Origin of the sequence: Paenibacillus sp. LjRoot56, assembly GCF_964253335.1 — a bacterium.
Classification (GTDB): Bacteria; Bacillota; Bacilli; order Paenibacillales; family NBRC-103111; genus Paenibacillus_E; species Paenibacillus_E allorhizoplanae.
In genome coordinates, this window is the sequence record NZ_CAXURV020000002.1 from 977,422 (window position 1) to 994,433 (window position 17,012).

The window sequence follows — 17,012 nt, forward strand, 5'->3', positions numbered from 1 at the left end:
GTTTTCAACCAATATATGTGACCGTAAAGACAAGCATGACAAGCCAGATGGTATAGGTGAACGGTTTCACGCAAAGGACGGCTAAAATAATGGCAGCAGTATTTTTACATAAGAAACGCAAACCCCGCTTGGAGCAAGGACATCCGTGGGTGTATAAGAGTGAAATTGAGCGTACGGATGGGGACATTGTGCCTGGACAGCTTGTATCCGTTCAGAATCACCTAGGCAAATATCTAGCAACGGGCTATTATAACGAAGCTTCACAGCTTACGGTACGTATTGTATCGTATAACCCGATTGAGACGATGACGAAGGAGTTTTTCGTCGAAAGATTCACACGTTGTTTTCTACATCGACAGCGCTTTGTGAAAGGAGCGCAGTCTTATCGTCTGGTATATGGAGAAGCTGATTTCCTCCCAGGTCTTATTGTTGATAAATTCGAGAACACATTGGTTGTTCAGCTTTTGACTTTGGGGATGGATCTCTGCCGAGACAACATCGTCGACGCACTGGTACAAGTTATGAAGCCAGTTGGGATCTATGAGCGAAGTGACGTTTCCATACGTGAACTGGAAGGTCTGAAGCAGACGAAGGGACTTCTGTATGGAGATTGTGCGAAGCATGTTGATATTTTGGAAAATGGCCTTCGCATTCGCGTTGATATTGAGGAAGGGCAGAAGACAGGTTACTTCTTCGACCAACGTGAGAATCGCGCGGCGATCGCACCGTTGATGACTGGCTGGGGGCATCGCAGTGGCATCAATTTGACGGAAGTTGAAGAAAATGGTGTAACGCAAATGCTCCCTGTGAACGCGAATGGCAAAGTAGTGACGTTTCCACTGTGGGACGGCGCTTCTGTGCTGGAGTGCTTCTCACATACGGGAAGCTTCACGCTTAACGCGTGTCAATTCGGAGCCAAAAAAGTAACTTGCCTCGATATCTCCGAGCATGCGATTGAAAGTGCTCGTACGAACGTTGCGTTGAATGGCTTCGAGGATCGCGTCGAATTCGTCGTCGCTGATGCCTTCGAGTACTTGCGTACGCAGGTGAAGGGCTTGGATGAGCGCAAGCTTCGTGCTGTGGCTGGCGCAGCAGGTCAAGCTAAGATAGACACTTCGAAGCCTGTAGGCACTGGTGGGCGTACTTGGGACGTCGTCATTCTCGATCCACCTGCCTTCGCTAAGACCAAAAGTGCTGTGGAAGGAGCTTGCCGCGGCTATAAAGACATCAATTTGCATGGCATGAAGCTTGTGAATGAAGGGGGCTATCTCGTCACAGCAAGCTGTTCCTACCATATGCATCCTGAGCTATTCCTTGAAACGATTCATGCTGCAGCAACGGATGCAGGTAAGCTACTACGCTTAATTGAGTTCCGTGGCGCAGGGATGGACCACCCGCGTATTCTAGGCGTGGATGAAGGGCATTATTTGAAATTTGCGATTTTTGAAGTGCGCAGCAAATAAACTGATATAAGTGAGCGAAGCTAGTTAATCTGGCTTTGCTTTTTTTATTGAGTTTTATGGTGTTGGTGGGAGGGGGCTGCCACCCAATAGTCCGATATCGACGTCTAGATAATGTTCTGTAAAGTTGTGTAAGGCGTGTATCAGATAGTTTTCATAGCGTATCCCTTTTTGTTTTTTGCGTTCCATGCTATAATGATAGAATGTATGTTCGTATATGATTCCGCCAATTAAACCCCTTAGATCCCCCTCCATCATCTACCACGCCGACTCACAACCAAAAATATGCTAGAATAGAGAGATAGAATACGAGAATTGCTTACGAAGCAAGCTTTCCGACGGAAAGTGTTAGGAGGCCTTGAATGTCCATTCGATTCGTGATTGGTAGAGCCGGAAGCGGCAAGAGTGAACGTTGTCTGATTGAAATGAAACAGCAGCTGGCATCGGCGCCCGAAGGTGATCCGTTGATTTTGCTTGTTCCTGAACAAGCTACATTTCAAGCTGAGCATGCTCTGGTATCGGATCCAAGTATTCGTGGGATGATCCGCGCGCAAGTATTAAGCTTTCACCGTTTAGCTTGGCGTGTCATGCAAGAAGAAGGCGGGACAGCTCGTCTGCCTATTGATGATACAGGAAAGAAACTGCTGTTAACGAGCATTTTACATAAATATAAGGATAAACTCCGACTCTTTGGTCATTCCGCTGAGCAAATGGGCTTTATCGACCGATTGAATCAGCTCTTTACGGAAATGAAACGCTATTGTGTGACGGCTGAACAATTGGAAACGCATGAGAATAAGCGAGTCACTAACCTGGGTGAACACGGTTTGCTGCGGGACAAAATGCATGATATTCAACTGGTGTATCGTCAATTTGAGGCAGAGCTTGCGAGGCAGTATTTGGACGGAGAAGATTACTTGACGCTGCTCGCTGAGCAAGTTCAGAACTCGGTTTATTTGCGTTCAGCGACAGTCTGGATTGATGGATTTCATGGCTTTACACCGCAAGAGTTCAAGGTGCTTGGTGCACTGTTTGCTACTTGTAAGCAAGTAACGATTACATTATGTCTGGATCGCGAACTGCAGGCGGGTGATACCCCGGATGAATTGGATTTATTTCATCCGACAGCTACGACGATGGTACGTTTACAGGATATGATATGGCAGCTGGGTCTTGGTGCGGCTGAAGTTCTTCATCTCGGTCAAGAGCGTTCACCGCGATACGAGGATAGTCCTGCGCTTGCCTATTTGGAGCAGAATTTTGACCGTCGAATCGGTGGCGGAGCTCCGAAATATAAGCCTTCTCCAGGAGAAAAGATTGGCGACCAGCTCGTCATTAGGGAAGCCGTTCATCGTCGCGCAGAAGTTGAGGGTGCAGTACGTGATATGCTTCAGCTAGTTCGAGAACATGGTGTGCGTTGGCGTGAAATGGCTATCATGGTGCGTAACATGGAAGGGTATCAAGATTTGTTAAACATGGTGCTTACCGATTATGAGATCCCTCACTTTTTCGATCAGAAGCGTTCAGTGCTGCATCATCCACTTGTGGAATTCATTCGCTCTGCGCTCGAGGTTATACAGCATAATTGGCATTACGATGCTGTATTCCGTTGTATCAAAACAGATTTACTGCTACCTCCTGATGCGACAACGCAAAGGACTGAGCTTGATAAATTAGAGAATTATGTGCTTGCATTCGGGATACAAGGCTTTAGATGGACCGATGGCAAGCCATGGACGTATAAATTTCGTGCCAATTTGGAGCAAGCAGAAGATGGGATAAATGAACAAACCGCGGAGCTTCAAGCTTTAAATACGAGTAAATCGTGGGTCGTTGGTCCATTGTTGGCGTTATCCAATCGCCTTACACAAGCGCGTACGGTAAAGGCTCAGGTCGAAGCGGTTTATGAGTTATTGGTAACCGTTCAGGCGCCAGAGAAGTTAGAAGCGTGGACTCAGCAAGCAACACTTGATGGAAAGCCAGAAAAGGCTCGCGAGCACGGTCAAATGTGGAACAGTGTCATGGATATGCTTGATCAATTGGTAGAAACCATGGGCGATGATGAACTTTCCTTAGAGCTGTTTAATGGCCTGATTGAAACTGGGATGGAAAGCATGAAGCTGGGGTTAGTTCCGCCATCGATGGATCAATTGCTGATCGGAAGTATGGATCGAACTCGCTCAAGCGGGATTCGGTATGCGTATATATTAGGTGTGAATGACGGGGTTATTCCTGCGCAGATGGCTGAGAAAGGTGTGCTCACAGAAGCCGAACGTAGTGTTCTCATGGACTCTGGATTACCAATGGCGGATGGAAGCCGTCGTAAGCTGTTAGATGAGCAATTTATCGTTTATACATCGTTGACTGTGCCAGGCAAGAGGCTTTGGATGAGTTATCCATTAGCAGATGAAGAGGGAAAATCCTTATTGCCTTCGGAGCTGATCAGACAGATGCGACAGCTGTTCCCAGGAACGGAAGAACCTCTGCTTCTTGCCGAACCTTCAGCGGAAGCCCCAGAAAGTGAGCAAGCTGCCTATCTGTCGCATCCGACACAGGCGATCTCATATTTGGCTGTACGCATGAAGCATTGGATGCTAGGTGGCCGTATATCAGAACTATGGTGGGATGCGTACAATTGGTACGCGGAACAACCCGCTTGGCAGATGAAACTACAATCGCTGGTTCTGGCGTTGCAATATACAAACAAAGAGAAGGGGCTTTCCACTACTACTAGCAAACTGTTATATGGGCAGCACTTACGTGCCAGCGTTTCGCGAATGGAGAAGTATGTAGCCTGTCCCTTCTCGCACTTTATTTCTCATGGTTTAAGGTTGCAAGAACGTCGCGTGTACCGCTTAGATGCTCCGGATATCGGACAATTGTTCCACGCAGCATTGAATCAATTTGTTCAGAACCTGCAGCAGGACCAGCTAGACTGGGGTTCGCTTTCTGCAGAGCAGTGTATGGAGAGGTCTGCACAAGTTGTGGACGAGCTCGCACCTAGACTCCAAGGAGAAATTCTCCTTAGTTCAAGTCGTTACGCTTATATAGCTCGGAAACTTAAGCAAGTGGTTGGTAGGGCGGCAGTTATTCTCGGCGAACACGCCAAACATGGTCAATTTCAACCGCTAGGATTGGAGATTGATTTTGGACCAGGTAAGGATTTGCCGTCGTTAACGTTTGAATTGGAAAACGGTTGTACGATGGAGATTATCGGCCGAATCGACCGTGTGGATCGAGCGGATGGTGAGAATGGTGTGCTTTTACGAGTGATTGACTACAAATCCAGTCAAACAGCATTGCAGCTCTCAGAAGTATACTACGGATTATCCTTACAGATGCTGACTTACTTGGACGTTATTCTTACGCATGCGGAAACATGGCTTGGCGTCCACGCAAAGCCAGCAGGTGTGCTTTATTTCCATGTGCATAATCCGATGCTCCAACAAAAGAATGCTCTTGATCCTGCCTCTGTCGAAAAGGAGCTGCGTAAACGTTTCAAAATGAAGGGTTTGATTACGGCTGATGCTGAGATAGCTGGATTGATGGATGATGAGCTTATCCATAGCTCGGGGCATTCACAGCTCATACCTGTTGCTTTAAAGAAAGATGGGAGTTTTTACTCGACTTCATCGGTAGCGACGGACGAGCAGTGGGATACGCTGCGGACCTATGTACGCAAACAAGTAAAGCAAATTGGTACGAACATTACGGACGGACACGTTGATATTGCTCCTTATCGGTTAGGGAAAAAATCTGCTTGTCAGCATTGCTCGTATACGTCGATTTGTCAAATAGATCCCTTATTTGAAGGGAATGAAATACAAGTCTTTCGACCACGTGCGAAGGATCAAGTATGGACGGAGTTGGCTGCGCAAGTAGGCCATACGTGAAGTTGGAAAGGAGCTTACAGGTGACGCATCAGCAAGAACCTAAACCTATCGGTAGTACATGGACGGACGATCAATGGGACGCGATAACCCTCAAAGGTCAGAATATGTTAGTTGCCGCAGCTGCGGGATCTGGTAAGACAGCTGTGCTTGTTGAACGTATCATTCGACGGATCTCTAATGAGTGGGAGCCAATCGATGTAGACCGTTTACTCGTTGCTACCTTTACGAAGGCGGCAGCTTCTGAAATGAAGCATCGGATTCGAGAAGCGCTGGAGAAAGAACTCATGAAACAGCCCCATTCCCAACATTTGCGTAAGCAGCTAGCACTAATGGGGAAGGCATCCATTACCACGCTGCACTCATTTTGTTTAGAGGTTGTACAACGGTATTTTAGTCTAATTCAATTGGATCCTGGCTTTCGCATTGCGAATGAAACGGAAGCTGATTTACTTCGTCAAGATCTGCTTGGCGAGATGCTAGAAGAGTACTATGCAGCAAGTGATGAGAATAGCGCCTTTTGGCGATTAGTTGACTCCTTCAGTGGTGAACGTAACGATAACGCGATTATGCAGCTTATTCAGAAGCTTTACGATGTATCGCGCAGTCATCCTTGGCCGGAGCATTGGCTTAGAGGGACAGCTTCTATGTTCGGGCCGCGAGCAGATCAAGCTGACCAAGTGAGTGTGGGTGAGGCAAACGCAATAGTTGAAGAGGCCCTGCCTTTTGTTGCCGCGGCATCTGCACCAGTGGATTATTCACTTTGGGAGCAAAGTCTTATTCGTGATCTTTCCCTTGAACTAGAGGGGGCAGCGGACTTGCTAGGACAAGCCATGTATATTGCTGAATCCCCGGGAGGACCTGCTCCTTATATCGATAATCTTCGTGATGATTTATTACTCGTTCAGAATTTACTGGAAACAACGACATATCCCTGGTCCGTCTTGTATCTTGGTTTTCAAACGGTCGAGTTTGGCAAGCTCAAAGCCTGCAAAGGCGATGATTATGATAAAGGACTACAAGAAGAAGTTAAAGAACTACGGAACAAGGCGAAAGATCAAATTAACAAATTAAAAGAAGAATTGTTCGGACGGACACCAGAGCAATTTCATCAAGAAATTGCAGAAATGGCTCCTTTGTTGCATGTCCTTGTTGATCTTATCGTTGATTTTGGCAAAAGATACCAAGCAGCTAAAGCGGCGAAGGGTCTGATTGACTTTGCTGATTTGGAGCATTACTGCTTGCAAATTCTTAGTGCACCTGGGTCCATGCCTGGTGAATTATATCCTTCGGAAGCTGCACAGGCGTATCGGAAACAATTTGCTGAAGTGCTCCTGGATGAATACCAGGATACGAATCGTGTTCAAGAAGCCATTGTTGAGCTGATTTCAACAGTTAAGCCAGGGAATCGGTTTATGGTCGGCGATGTGAAGCAAAGTATTTATCGGTTTCGACTGGCAGAACCAGGGTTATTTTTAGAAAAATATAAAGCCTATCGATCAAATAAAGAATCAGCATCGGATGGAGAAATGAACGGTGGAAGAATTGACTTAGCGAGAAATTTTCGTAGTCGTCTTCAAGTCGTCGACGCGGTTAACTTTATTTTCAAACAAATGATGAATGAAACTGTCGGTGAGATTGCTTACGATGAGCGTGCTGAGCTGGTGTATGGGGCTGGGTATCCGCCTTCGGCTTCCGATTGTTCTGTGGAAATGCTGATCATAGACCGTGCGAAGGACGGAGCCGACAAAAGCGATACATTCGTGGAAGAATCGGATGAAAATGGGGACGAATCGAACGTCGATGGTGCTGAAAGCGGAACTGATCCTGCCTTGGAAGCAGAAGAGCTGGAAACTGCGCAGCTGGAAGCACGTACCATTGCTCGTCAAATCAGGGGTTTATTAGGTGCTGAGAATCAAGAATCATTTCAGGTGTTTGATAAAAGAACGGGCGGCAATCGGCCGGCAACCTACAGGGATATCGTGATTTTACTCCGAGCAACCCAAGCGTGGTCTCCCATTATAATCGACGAGCTGAAGAAGCAGGGAATACCTGCTTATGCTGAGCTTAGCACAGGGTACTTCTCGGCAACCGAAGTCGAGACGATGCTCTCCTTATTGAAGGTCATCGACAATCCTTATCAGGACGTACCCTTGGCTGCTGTTTTGCGATCACCGGTGGTGGGGCTAACTGCTGAAGATTTAGCACAAATTCGAGTTGCGGATAAATCCGTAGCTTTCTATGAGTCTGTACTGCGGACTGCCGGGCAAAATACCCATAATGAGAATGAACAGTTGTCGAAGAAATTGACTGTGTTTCTTGAACAATTAGAACAATGGCGAAATGACGCGAGGCAGGGCTCTCTTGCTGACTTAATCTGGAGTATCTTTAGACAAACCGGCTATTATGATTTCGCTGGTGGTTTGCCTGGCGGCATGCAAAGACAAGCCAATTTAAGGGCGCTATATGATAGAGCTAGACAATATGAGAGTACATCCTTGCGTGGATTATTCCGCTTTTTACGATTTATTGAGCGGATGAAAGAAAGCGGAGGCGATCTTGGAACCGCACGTGCGTTAGGTGAACAGGAAGACGTCGTACGAATTATGTCCATTCATAAGAGTAAGGGTTTGGAATTTCCTGTGGTTTTCGTGGCGGGAATGGCGAAAATGTTTAATCAACGCGATTTGAATGAAGCATTTTTATTGCATAAAGAGCTAGGCTTTGGACCGAGATTTGTAGATACGACGCTTCGTGTCAGTTACCCGACGTTACCTTCTCTTGCTATTAAAAAGAGGCTGAAACTAGAGCTTCTAGCTGAAGAAATGCGTGTTCTATATGTAGCTCTTACGAGAGCGCGCGAGAAGTTGTACCTCTTAGGCACTGTGAAATCTCTTGATAAACTTCTGCGCGGATGGGGAAGTCACTTATCAAGAGAGGCTTGGTACTTGCCTGATTTTGAGTTAGCGAAAGCGAAGAGCTATCTGGATTGGGTTGGGCCTGCGTTGCTTCGTCATCCTGATGCAGTCTTGTGGCGAGAAAGAATTGGCATTAGTGAGATGTCTTCAGATGTACGTTTGCTGCGTGATTCCTCGCAATGGAAACTATCTATCATTACGCCAGAAAGCTTGCAGCAATTGGATGTTTTAGAAGATGCGGCTTTCGAGCCAGATCAAGATCGATTTATGGCCATTCAGCAACGAGAGGTTGTCACTACATCGGGGAAATGGAAAGATGCTTTAGATGAGCGTTTATCCTGGCAATATGATTTTCCAGATGCACCTAAACATTTTGCCAAAACCACAGTTTCGGAGATGAAACGATTATCAGAAATCAACCGAATCGCAGATGAGTTGGAGTCACCGAACGCTGTGGATACCACATCTATACTGGGGCCTGCGTCAGTAACCAGTCAACCAGCTCCTTCGATTTGGCATAGACCGAGATTTATGGAAGAGAAGAAGCTGACTGCGGCAGAGAAAGGGACTGTCGTTCATGCTGTAATGCAAAATATGTCCCTATCGGAATTGCCCACAGTGGCAAGTATCCAATCGACACTTCAGGAGATGTTGGACAAACAAACCATGACGCAAGAGCAGCGTGATGTAGTAGATATTCCTGTCATATTGAAGTTTTTTGAGACGTCAGTTGGCAAAAGAATGATTCAGTCACATCATGTTCAGCGTGAGGTTCCATTTAGCTATGGACTTCCTGCAGATGAGGTTTATTCGGAGACGGATCCATCAACGCTTGGTGAGACAGTACTTATTCAAGGGGTCATAGACTGTCTATTTGAAGATGAACTGGGACTCGTTCTCGTAGATTATAAAACAGATGCTATTAGAGGAAGCACGGAATCAGAACTTCAACTACGCTATGAGAAGCAAATAGGCTTGTACGCACGAGCTGTGGAACATATCTGGAAACGTCCAATACACGGAAAATTCCTCTATTTCTTTGATGGAGCGAAATTGGTAGAAATGTAGTCATAGAAAACGAGAGCCAAACCAGGGGTAGGAAGGAGATGAGACATGCGAATTTTACACACAGCGGATTGGCATTTTGGACGAGCCTTGGAAGGTCGAAGTCGGATGGATGAACAAATCGCGTTTATGGATGAATTGGTGCGCATCGTAGAAGATCAAGCTATTGATATAGTGTTGATTGCAGGTGATATTTATGACAGTGTGAATCCTCCTGCTGCAGCGGAGCAGTTGTTTTATGAGGGCATTGCCAGATTGGCTAATGGCGGGAAAAGGCATGTGGCGATAATTTCAGGAAATCATGATCATCCGGATCGGCTTGCAGCTTCGGGTCCACTAGCAGCAACGCAAGGAATCACCTTGATAGGTTTGCCAATACAAGAAATTCAGTCGATTGGAATCACGCGTACTGGAGAGCTTGCACGACTAATCGCTTTGCCATATCCTTCGGAATCACGTTTGAAGGAGTTGTTGTCCGAGGTTGCAGAGGAAGAAGTGCTGCGCAGCAAATATTCGGAGCGAGTTGGGGCACTCATTCGCAAACAGGCAGCTTCCTTTGAAGCTAGTACAGTGAATTTGATTATGAGTCATCTGTATGTCCTTGGAGGGCATGAAACGGAGTCTGAACGACCTATTCAGGTTGGTGGCGCTTATACGGTTGATACAACGGCATTGACAGCGGGAGCGCAATACGTTGCGCTAGGCCATTTGCACCGTCCGCAAAATGTGAAGGCAGCATCACCCATTCGATATAGTGGATCGCCGTTAGCCTACAGCTTCTCGGAAGAGGGTCAAGCCAAGTCGGTTACGATACTTGATCTTGCCCCAGGTCAGGTAGCCGAACCCAAGGAGATTTTCTTGACCTCTGGCCGTCCACTAGTGAGCTGGAAGGCGAAGGAAGGCATTGGACAGGTTCATCAATGGTTAGATGAGCAACGGGATAGCACGGCATGGATTGATTTGGAGATTACGATGACATCGGCTATGTCCATTGAACAAATACAATCGTTACGTAAAGCGTATGAAGGATTCATTCACATTCGCCCTATATATCCGGAAATGGAAGTTGTTCGTTCGGCGATGCCAAGAGCAGCTTTTTCGATGGAAGAGCATTTCACGCGCTTCTATGCGCGCCAAACGGGAGGCGCACAGCCTGAGCCTGCATTAGTTCAATTATTTTTGGAGCTACTGCAAGAGAAAGATCTTGGGGATTCCACTGGCACCGAGTAATTGAGCGGGGATGGATGTAGTTTGGCGAGAAGTTGCTAGCAAATGTTTTCCCCAATTAATACTTGTGGATAACTTTGCGATGTGTATGAAAGGAGGAAATTAATTGCGTCCAATTCAGTTACAGATGTCAGGTTTGCAAAGCTATCGAGAGCTGCAAACGATTGATTTTAGCCAACTCGTTGATGCGGGTGTGTTTGGTATTTTTGGACCAACAGGCAGCGGGAAATCATCGATCTTAGATGCGATAACGCTATCCCTCTATGGCAAAGTAGAAAGGGCAAGCGGTGGCACACAAGCGATCATGAATCATGCGGAGCAAACGCTGTTCGTTTCTTTTACATTTGAGCTGACTAACGCATCGAGCACAGCGCGCTACCGAGTAGAGAGGCAATTCAAACGAGGAGCTGAAATGTCCATCAACGGAACGATTTCACGTCTCTTACATATACGCGATAACGAAACGATTGTGCTGGCGGATAAGGCAGGCGAAGTCAATCAACAGGTCCAGAATATACTCGGTCTGTCCATGCAGGATTTTACAAGAGCAGTCGTACTCCCGCAAGGGAAGTTCGCAGAGTTCCTGACTTTGACAGGCAAAGATCGCAGGCAAATGCTGCAGCGGCTTTTTCATCTTGAAACCTATGGTGACCAATTAAGCGCAAAGGTCAGCTCTAAAGTAAAGGAAACGGATAGTGCCGTTAAACAACTTGCTGCCGAACAGCAGGGCTTGGGCGATGCGACCACAGCTGCTTTGGAGGAAGCGAATAGAAGACTTCTTGAAACGGAACAAGAAGCGGTTCGAAGTCGACTTCATTTGGAGCAGCAGGAGAAGGCGCACGAAGAAAACAAACAAGTCTATCAATGGTTAAAGGAATCGGAAGGTCTTGAACAAGAGCAGCGAAAGCATCATGAACAAGAAGGGCTTATTGCGGAAAAAGAACAGATCCTAAAGCTGGCTGAACAAGCGGAGCGGGTTATTCCCTACTTGGATCAACATAAATTAGCTGCTAAAGATGTGTTATCAAGTCAAGCACTTCTTGAAACGGCAACGTCATCCCTTGCTAGCTCGGAAACTGATTTCCAGCAAGCATCGCTTGCTTTTGACAGAGCACAACAGGATCTAGTCGCACAAGAAGGGCCATTATTGCTTCGTTTGGATCAATTAGAACAAGCGCTTGTGATTGGGCAAGAGCTCGAACAAGTACAGTATCAAATTCAAATGGCTCAAACACAAGAAGCTGAGGTTAAATCAGTATTATTGAGTTTGCAAGCAGATATGTCTAAAGCGCATGAAACGAAACAAAAAGCAGTTGCCAAACAAACAGAACTGAAAGCTCAATTAAAACTAGTTGAGACGGATGCTGCGAAGAGGCAACAACTGCAATACGCTGTGCAGGAGAAAAAGGCTATACTTCTTCTTCAGGCTCAAGAGCAAGAAGCACAAAGAAACAAAGTTGACAAAGTGAATGCATGTAACACTGTAGAGCAATCGAGAGCTTTGATTTTGGACAAACAGAAAGTGCTGTTTTCTCAGCTAATAAGTTGGTTTGAAACTAGTGCTTCGTGTGAACGGCAATTGCAGAAACAACTAGGCTTATTTACAGCTTTCTCAACTGGCCTGCAAGGGTGGTTGGAGGAGCAAAGAAAGCAATTGAAGCATCAAGAGCGATATGCGTTGGCTGCTCTGTTGGCTGCAGAATTAGAAATAGGTGAATCATGCCCTGTGTGTGGCGCGCTAGAGCACCCTGCGCTTCATAAGAGCAGCGGGAAGGTAGTGGATCCGGATACGACAAGTGTCTCTGAAAGCCTACTGTATCAGATTGAGCCCTTCTTGCAGCAAGCGAAAGAAAGCCAGTATCAAGGGTTGCAACTCATTCGTAGAATGACGGATCAACATAAGAAGGCCGCCGGATTGAAGTTCCCTGATGAAACGATAAGTAAGCGAATAGATGAATTTGCTGTACACAATCTTGCACTTCAAGAAGCTGCCGCAGGTCAAGAATTTGGTGCTCAGCTAAGTTCATCTAGCTCGTTTATGCTCATGAGCTTGGAGGATTGGCATAAGGCATGGGATAGTGTGAACTCAGCTTCTCAATCAGTTGCTTCTCAAGTGGAAGCGTCTGAGAGGGTTTATGAGAATTTGCTCAAAGAACATGTACAATTGACACAACAAGATCTAGTCTTTGGAGCGCAAGCGCAAGCGGCTGCGAGCTTGGTTGTGGAAGCTGAAACTAGATTAAGTGGCCTGACGGCTGCCATCCAAGATCAAGTTCTCCAGTGGCAAGAGCGATTCGCAGAGCTGAGCTGGGAAATTGTTGAAGAACAACTCCAACAGATCCTTGATCATGAGCGGATAGCGGATGAGCTGCGTGGTCGGATTGAGAAAAGCATCCCTTTCCTCGAGGAGCTGCTCGTCAATATCGAGAAGCTACAGCTTGCTGCGCAGGAGCGTGAGCGTACGGCCCTGCAGCTCCATGAGCGGCTGCAAGGGCTCGAACTGCTCGCCGCCGACAAGTCGCGGCAGCTCGCTCTGCGCGCGCCTGGCGCGGCGGTGCCGCAGCTCATCGCGGAGGCGACCTCCGCGCTTGCACAGCTGCGGCAGCTCGCGCAGCAGACCAAGCTCGCGCACGCTGCTGCGCAGCGCGAGCAGTCCCTGGCGGCGCAGCGCTACAGCGCCGCCGCCGAAGCTGCTGCCGCCGCGGCGCGGCAGCTGGCGCAGACCGAGAGCGCGCTGGCCAGCGCGCTCGAGAAAGGCGGCTTCGCATCGCGCGAAGCCGCAGAGGCAGCGGCGCTGGCGCCTGAGCAGCGCCGCCAGTGGACGCTGCTCGCGGCGGAGCACCGCGAGCGCGAGCAGGCGCTGCGCGCCCAGCTGGCGCAGCTGGCAGCGAAGCTGCAGGGCCGCGTGCTGAGCGCGGCCGAATGGGCGCAGTCGCAGGAGCAGCTGAGCGACGCGAAGGCCGGCGCCGAGGCCGCGCTGGAGGCGCGGGCTAAGGCGGCGCAGGGCGCCAGCGAGCTCGCTGCGCGGCACTTGCGCTGGTGCGAGCTCGAAGCGCAGCGCGCCCAGCAGGCGACGCTGCTAGAACGGCTTGGCAAGCTGCAAGCCGTGCTCAAGGCGAATGCCTTCGTCGAGTACCTTGCCGAAGAGCAGTTAATGCAAGTAAGCCGCGCGGCATCTGAGCGACTGGGTGAGTTAACGCGTCGACGATATGGGATTGAGGTCGACTCTGGCGGTGGCTTCGTTATTCGTGACGATGCGAATGGTGGGGTGAAGCGGCCAGTTGGCACGCTTTCTGGTGGGGAAACCTTCCTTACCTCGTTAGCATTAGCGTTAGCCTTGTCCGCTCAGATTCAGCTTAAAGGCGAATATCCTTTAGAGTTTTTCTTCCTTGATGAAGGCTTCGGCACATTGGACCAAGAGTTGCTAGACATGGTCATAGGTGCGCTAGAGAAGCTGCATACAGATCGATTAGCTGTGGGTGTCATCTCTCACGTACCCGAACTCCGTGCACGACTCGTACGTAAATTAATTGTTCAACCCGCAGAACCATCAGGCCGCGGGAGTCGCATTTCTCTTGAAGAACTTTAATTGGATTGTTCAATAAGTCTATTATTGAACACGGAATAGTCGATGGAGCACAGCTTTCACTACGCTGCGCTCCTCATTTTCTATCACCTGAATGAAGGCTAATGACCCACTATCGGTCAATAGCCTTTTTTTGTTTCCTGCCTGCTCCTTAGGTAAAGGCATCATGCCGAATCGTACAAGTTGGCATACACTGCACCAACATGACGAAAAGGGGAATGTGAATGGCAACATTTCATGAAGCACTGAAACATAAGAATCGTCTCTCGCCTGTATTATTAAAAAGGGCAGAGGTTATGGGCGTCGGCGTCGGATACGCAGATCCCAAAAAACCAACCGCGGGTGCGAGTGTCATTGTGTACACCAATCAAAAAATCATGCCATCAGGATTAAATAATTTGAAAAGCGTTGCTTCTAAACTAGGTTCGTCTGTTCCTGTGCGTTTTCTCTCTGCGGATTCTTTCAAAGCACATGTGTTAAAGACTCCTAAACCCAAAGTGTACAGGGCAACTACTTTCCAAAGTAGAAATCGTCCAGTCCCTGGCGGGGTGAGCATTGGTAAGACGAATCCCTCCTCGACAGGGACTGCTGGCTTAATCGTAATCAAAAATAATCAACTTTACATCCTAAGTAACAACCATGTACTGATCAGAAATAATTCTTCTACATTCTCCGAAACGGTCCAACCTGGTCCGGCAGATGGCGGAACATCGGGGTCTGATCGTGTAGGGAGAGCGTATCAATTTGTGCCATTACGTCCTGGTGAAGTTAATTTTCAGGATTCGTCTATTGCCCTTCCAACCTCAAACAGTCTATTAAATCCAAGATATTTACGCAGTGCATCGGGTGACTTAATTACAGTTCCAGGCCATCTTCTAAGCTATCCTGTTGGACTTCAAGTGTTTAAATCGGGTCGTACTTCAGGTGCTGTAAGAGGAACTGTGGAGTCTAATAATGTGGATGTGCGTGTTACTTATGGAGGCAGCTTAGGTACGCTGTTGTTTCGCAATCAGACTGTCATTGTAGGAACTTCGGGTCCCGTATCACTTCCAGGTGATTCAGGCTCTGTATGGCTTCGTTCCAGCGATCGCTATGCGGTAGCGCTTAATTTCGCCGGTCCAGCGGATGGCTCTCGTTCAATTAGTAATCCGATCGGTGTTGTTATGGCATCTTATGGGGTGCGTACGGCTATTCCAGCTGCAGGTGGCACATATACGGCAGGTAAAATAAAAGGAGCTGCACCTCATGGCGATGCCTCTTATGTACAGCCTTTGACGGCGCAACAACGGAAGCGTACAAGAGCTATTTTGGTAAAATCTCATAAATGAAATAAATAGGAAGAAGTGGAATTCCGATGGGTTCTCATATTCTAGGTGAAAGCCAGCGGCAGTTCCATTTACATAGTTCCACGACTCAATCATTTACTGGCGATCCCGATTTCTGGTCGAATCGTCTGCCCCTCGAGTGCCACCCCATAAGAGATGGATTTCAAATAAGCCAATTGCTTTTCTTCGTACACGGAACCTTTGGGGACGATTTGATTTTTTTCAATGTAAAAAGGTTGAAACGACATCTCGATTTGCTCTTCATCGAGCTTCAAATGGAGCAGACCTGTGTCCGCTTTGGGACCAGTGACATAGTCAGGGAATAGGAAATTACCGATCGAATAGGCAATGGGCTTGCCTTTGTAATATTCAAAACCTTGTAATACATGCACATGACTCCCGATGATGGCATCTGCACCTGCATCTATCATTTGTTTAGCGAATTCGCGCTGCCATGCCTCAGGGCGATTATTCATCTCCACTCACCAATGCAAATAGACGAGAACGTAATCGGCACTCTCGCGTTCCCGAGCGATCGCATCAAGCACTGGCTTTCGATCATAGGCTTGAGCAATACCAGGCTTGTTCTTACCTGCAAACCAATCTCCGGTTGGGATGAACCGAGAGAAGGCGAGAAATTTCACTGTTTTTCCTTTCACATTAACGCTCTTTGCTCGGTACGCCTCTTGTGCATTCAGACCACCTCCCACATAAAGCAGGCCAGCGGTATCTAGATGGGTAAGTGTGTCGAGAAACCCCTTCTGCAAGAAATCCATGGAATGATTATTGGCAACGGATACCATATCAAAACCAGCATTTTTCAAACCACTAAGGGATTCGGGATTCGATTTAAAATTATAGATCTGATTGGTATCCTTTTCATTCTCTAGGGTTACTGCCGTTTCAAGATTGACGAAAGAGAAATCAGCTTGTTCGATCTCGGATTGAATATGTAAGAAGGGATAATCAGGGCCATATCGGTTAATCGCTTCTTTGACTGACCAATCGAACATCGCATCGCCGGCATAAAGAATATGCAAGGGTTCTGGTCTATCTTGTTTGATTGGTGTTGGTTGTACATATACGACACTTGGAGAACTGTCAGTTTCGATCGTACCGAGAATAGAGGGAGGTGTTTGGCTAATTTCTTCAATGGATCCTGTCGGTTTTGCCGTTGGTAAGGGTTCCAAAACGTGTTCGATGTTTACTTTCTGTGCAGATTCAGATGATCTTGATTCAATAGGGATGGACTTCATTCCAATGGACAAGGGGTTAGGTGTGGCTTCACAACCAACAAATAATGAACTTATACAAACTGCCAACAGGAGAACTGCCCCTTTATATTTCATACGATGCAAACCCTTTCGCACTAGCTTTTTCTATATTTTAACAATGGTAAATTGCAAAAGGGATCGAACCCTCGTGTTGAAATCATGAAATTCGAGCCAACTTTATCTGAAAGGTAGGGGATTTTGTAATTTTTTTGAGGAATATGCTACTTTTCCCCTCTGATAACGTATCAAGTACAAGTGAATATGTTA

7 protein-coding genes and 1 pseudogene are annotated in these 17,012 nt (G+C 47.3%); 6 read left to right on the forward strand and 2 right to left on the reverse strand.

The genetic code is table 11. The annotated features are described in order from the left end of the window. Positions 1-89 precede the first annotated feature (89 nt). From ACSQ8O_RS16730 to ACSQ8O_RS16750, 5 genes are all read left to right on the forward strand, one after another. On the forward strand, positions 90-1,463 hold the full coding sequence (locus tag ACSQ8O_RS16730; protein ID WP_436242614.1) for a class I SAM-dependent rRNA methyltransferase: 1,374 nt from the start codon (positions 90-92) through the stop codon (positions 1,461-1,463). Positions 1,464-1,822: 359 nt separating this feature from the next. After that, on the forward strand, positions 1,823-5,353 hold the full coding sequence (addB, locus tag ACSQ8O_RS16735; protein ID WP_436242615.1) for a helicase-exonuclease AddAB subunit AddB: 3,531 nt from the start codon (positions 1,823-1,825) through the stop codon (positions 5,351-5,353). Next, positions 5,350-9,336 carry a helicase-exonuclease AddAB subunit AddA gene (gene addA / locus ACSQ8O_RS16740; protein ID WP_436242616.1) on the forward strand — a complete coding sequence of 1,329 codons (3,987 nt, stop codon included), beginning with the start codon at positions 5,350-5,352 and terminating at the stop codon, positions 9,334-9,336. The genes addB and addA overlap by 4 nt, the downstream gene beginning before the upstream one ends. A gap of 45 nt (positions 9,337-9,381) precedes the next feature. Beyond that, positions 9,382-10,563 carry an exonuclease SbcCD subunit D gene (locus tag ACSQ8O_RS16745; protein ID WP_436242617.1) on the forward strand — a complete coding sequence of 394 codons (1,182 nt, stop codon included), beginning with the start codon at positions 9,382-9,384 and terminating at the stop codon, positions 10,561-10,563. 103 nt (positions 10,564-10,666) lie between these two features. Then, entirely contained in the window at positions 10,667-14,149 is a 3,483-nt protein-coding gene (locus ACSQ8O_RS16750; RefSeq protein ID WP_436242618.1) for an AAA family ATPase, read from the forward strand. Between the two features lie 21 nt (positions 14,150-14,170). On the opposite strand, the gene ACSQ8O_RS16755 is transcribed toward ACSQ8O_RS16750, so the two are convergent. Then, a complete protein-coding gene (locus ACSQ8O_RS16755) occupies positions 14,171-14,314 on the reverse strand; it encodes a hypothetical protein (protein WP_436242619.1) in 144 nt (47 codons plus the stop codon). 56 nt (positions 14,315-14,370) lie between these two features. On the opposite strand from ACSQ8O_RS16755, the gene ACSQ8O_RS16760 reads away from it, so the two are divergent. Further along, positions 14,371-15,474, forward strand: coding sequence for a hypothetical protein (locus ACSQ8O_RS16760; RefSeq protein ID WP_436242620.1), 1,104 nt, complete (start codon positions 14,371-14,373; stop codon positions 15,472-15,474). A gap of 89 nt (positions 15,475-15,563) precedes the next feature. Here ACSQ8O_RS16760 and ACSQ8O_RS16765 read toward each other — a convergent pair. Beyond that, positions 15,564-16,820 (reverse strand): annotated as a pseudogene (locus ACSQ8O_RS16765) (CapA family protein). Positions 16,821-17,012 lie beyond the last annotated feature (192 nt).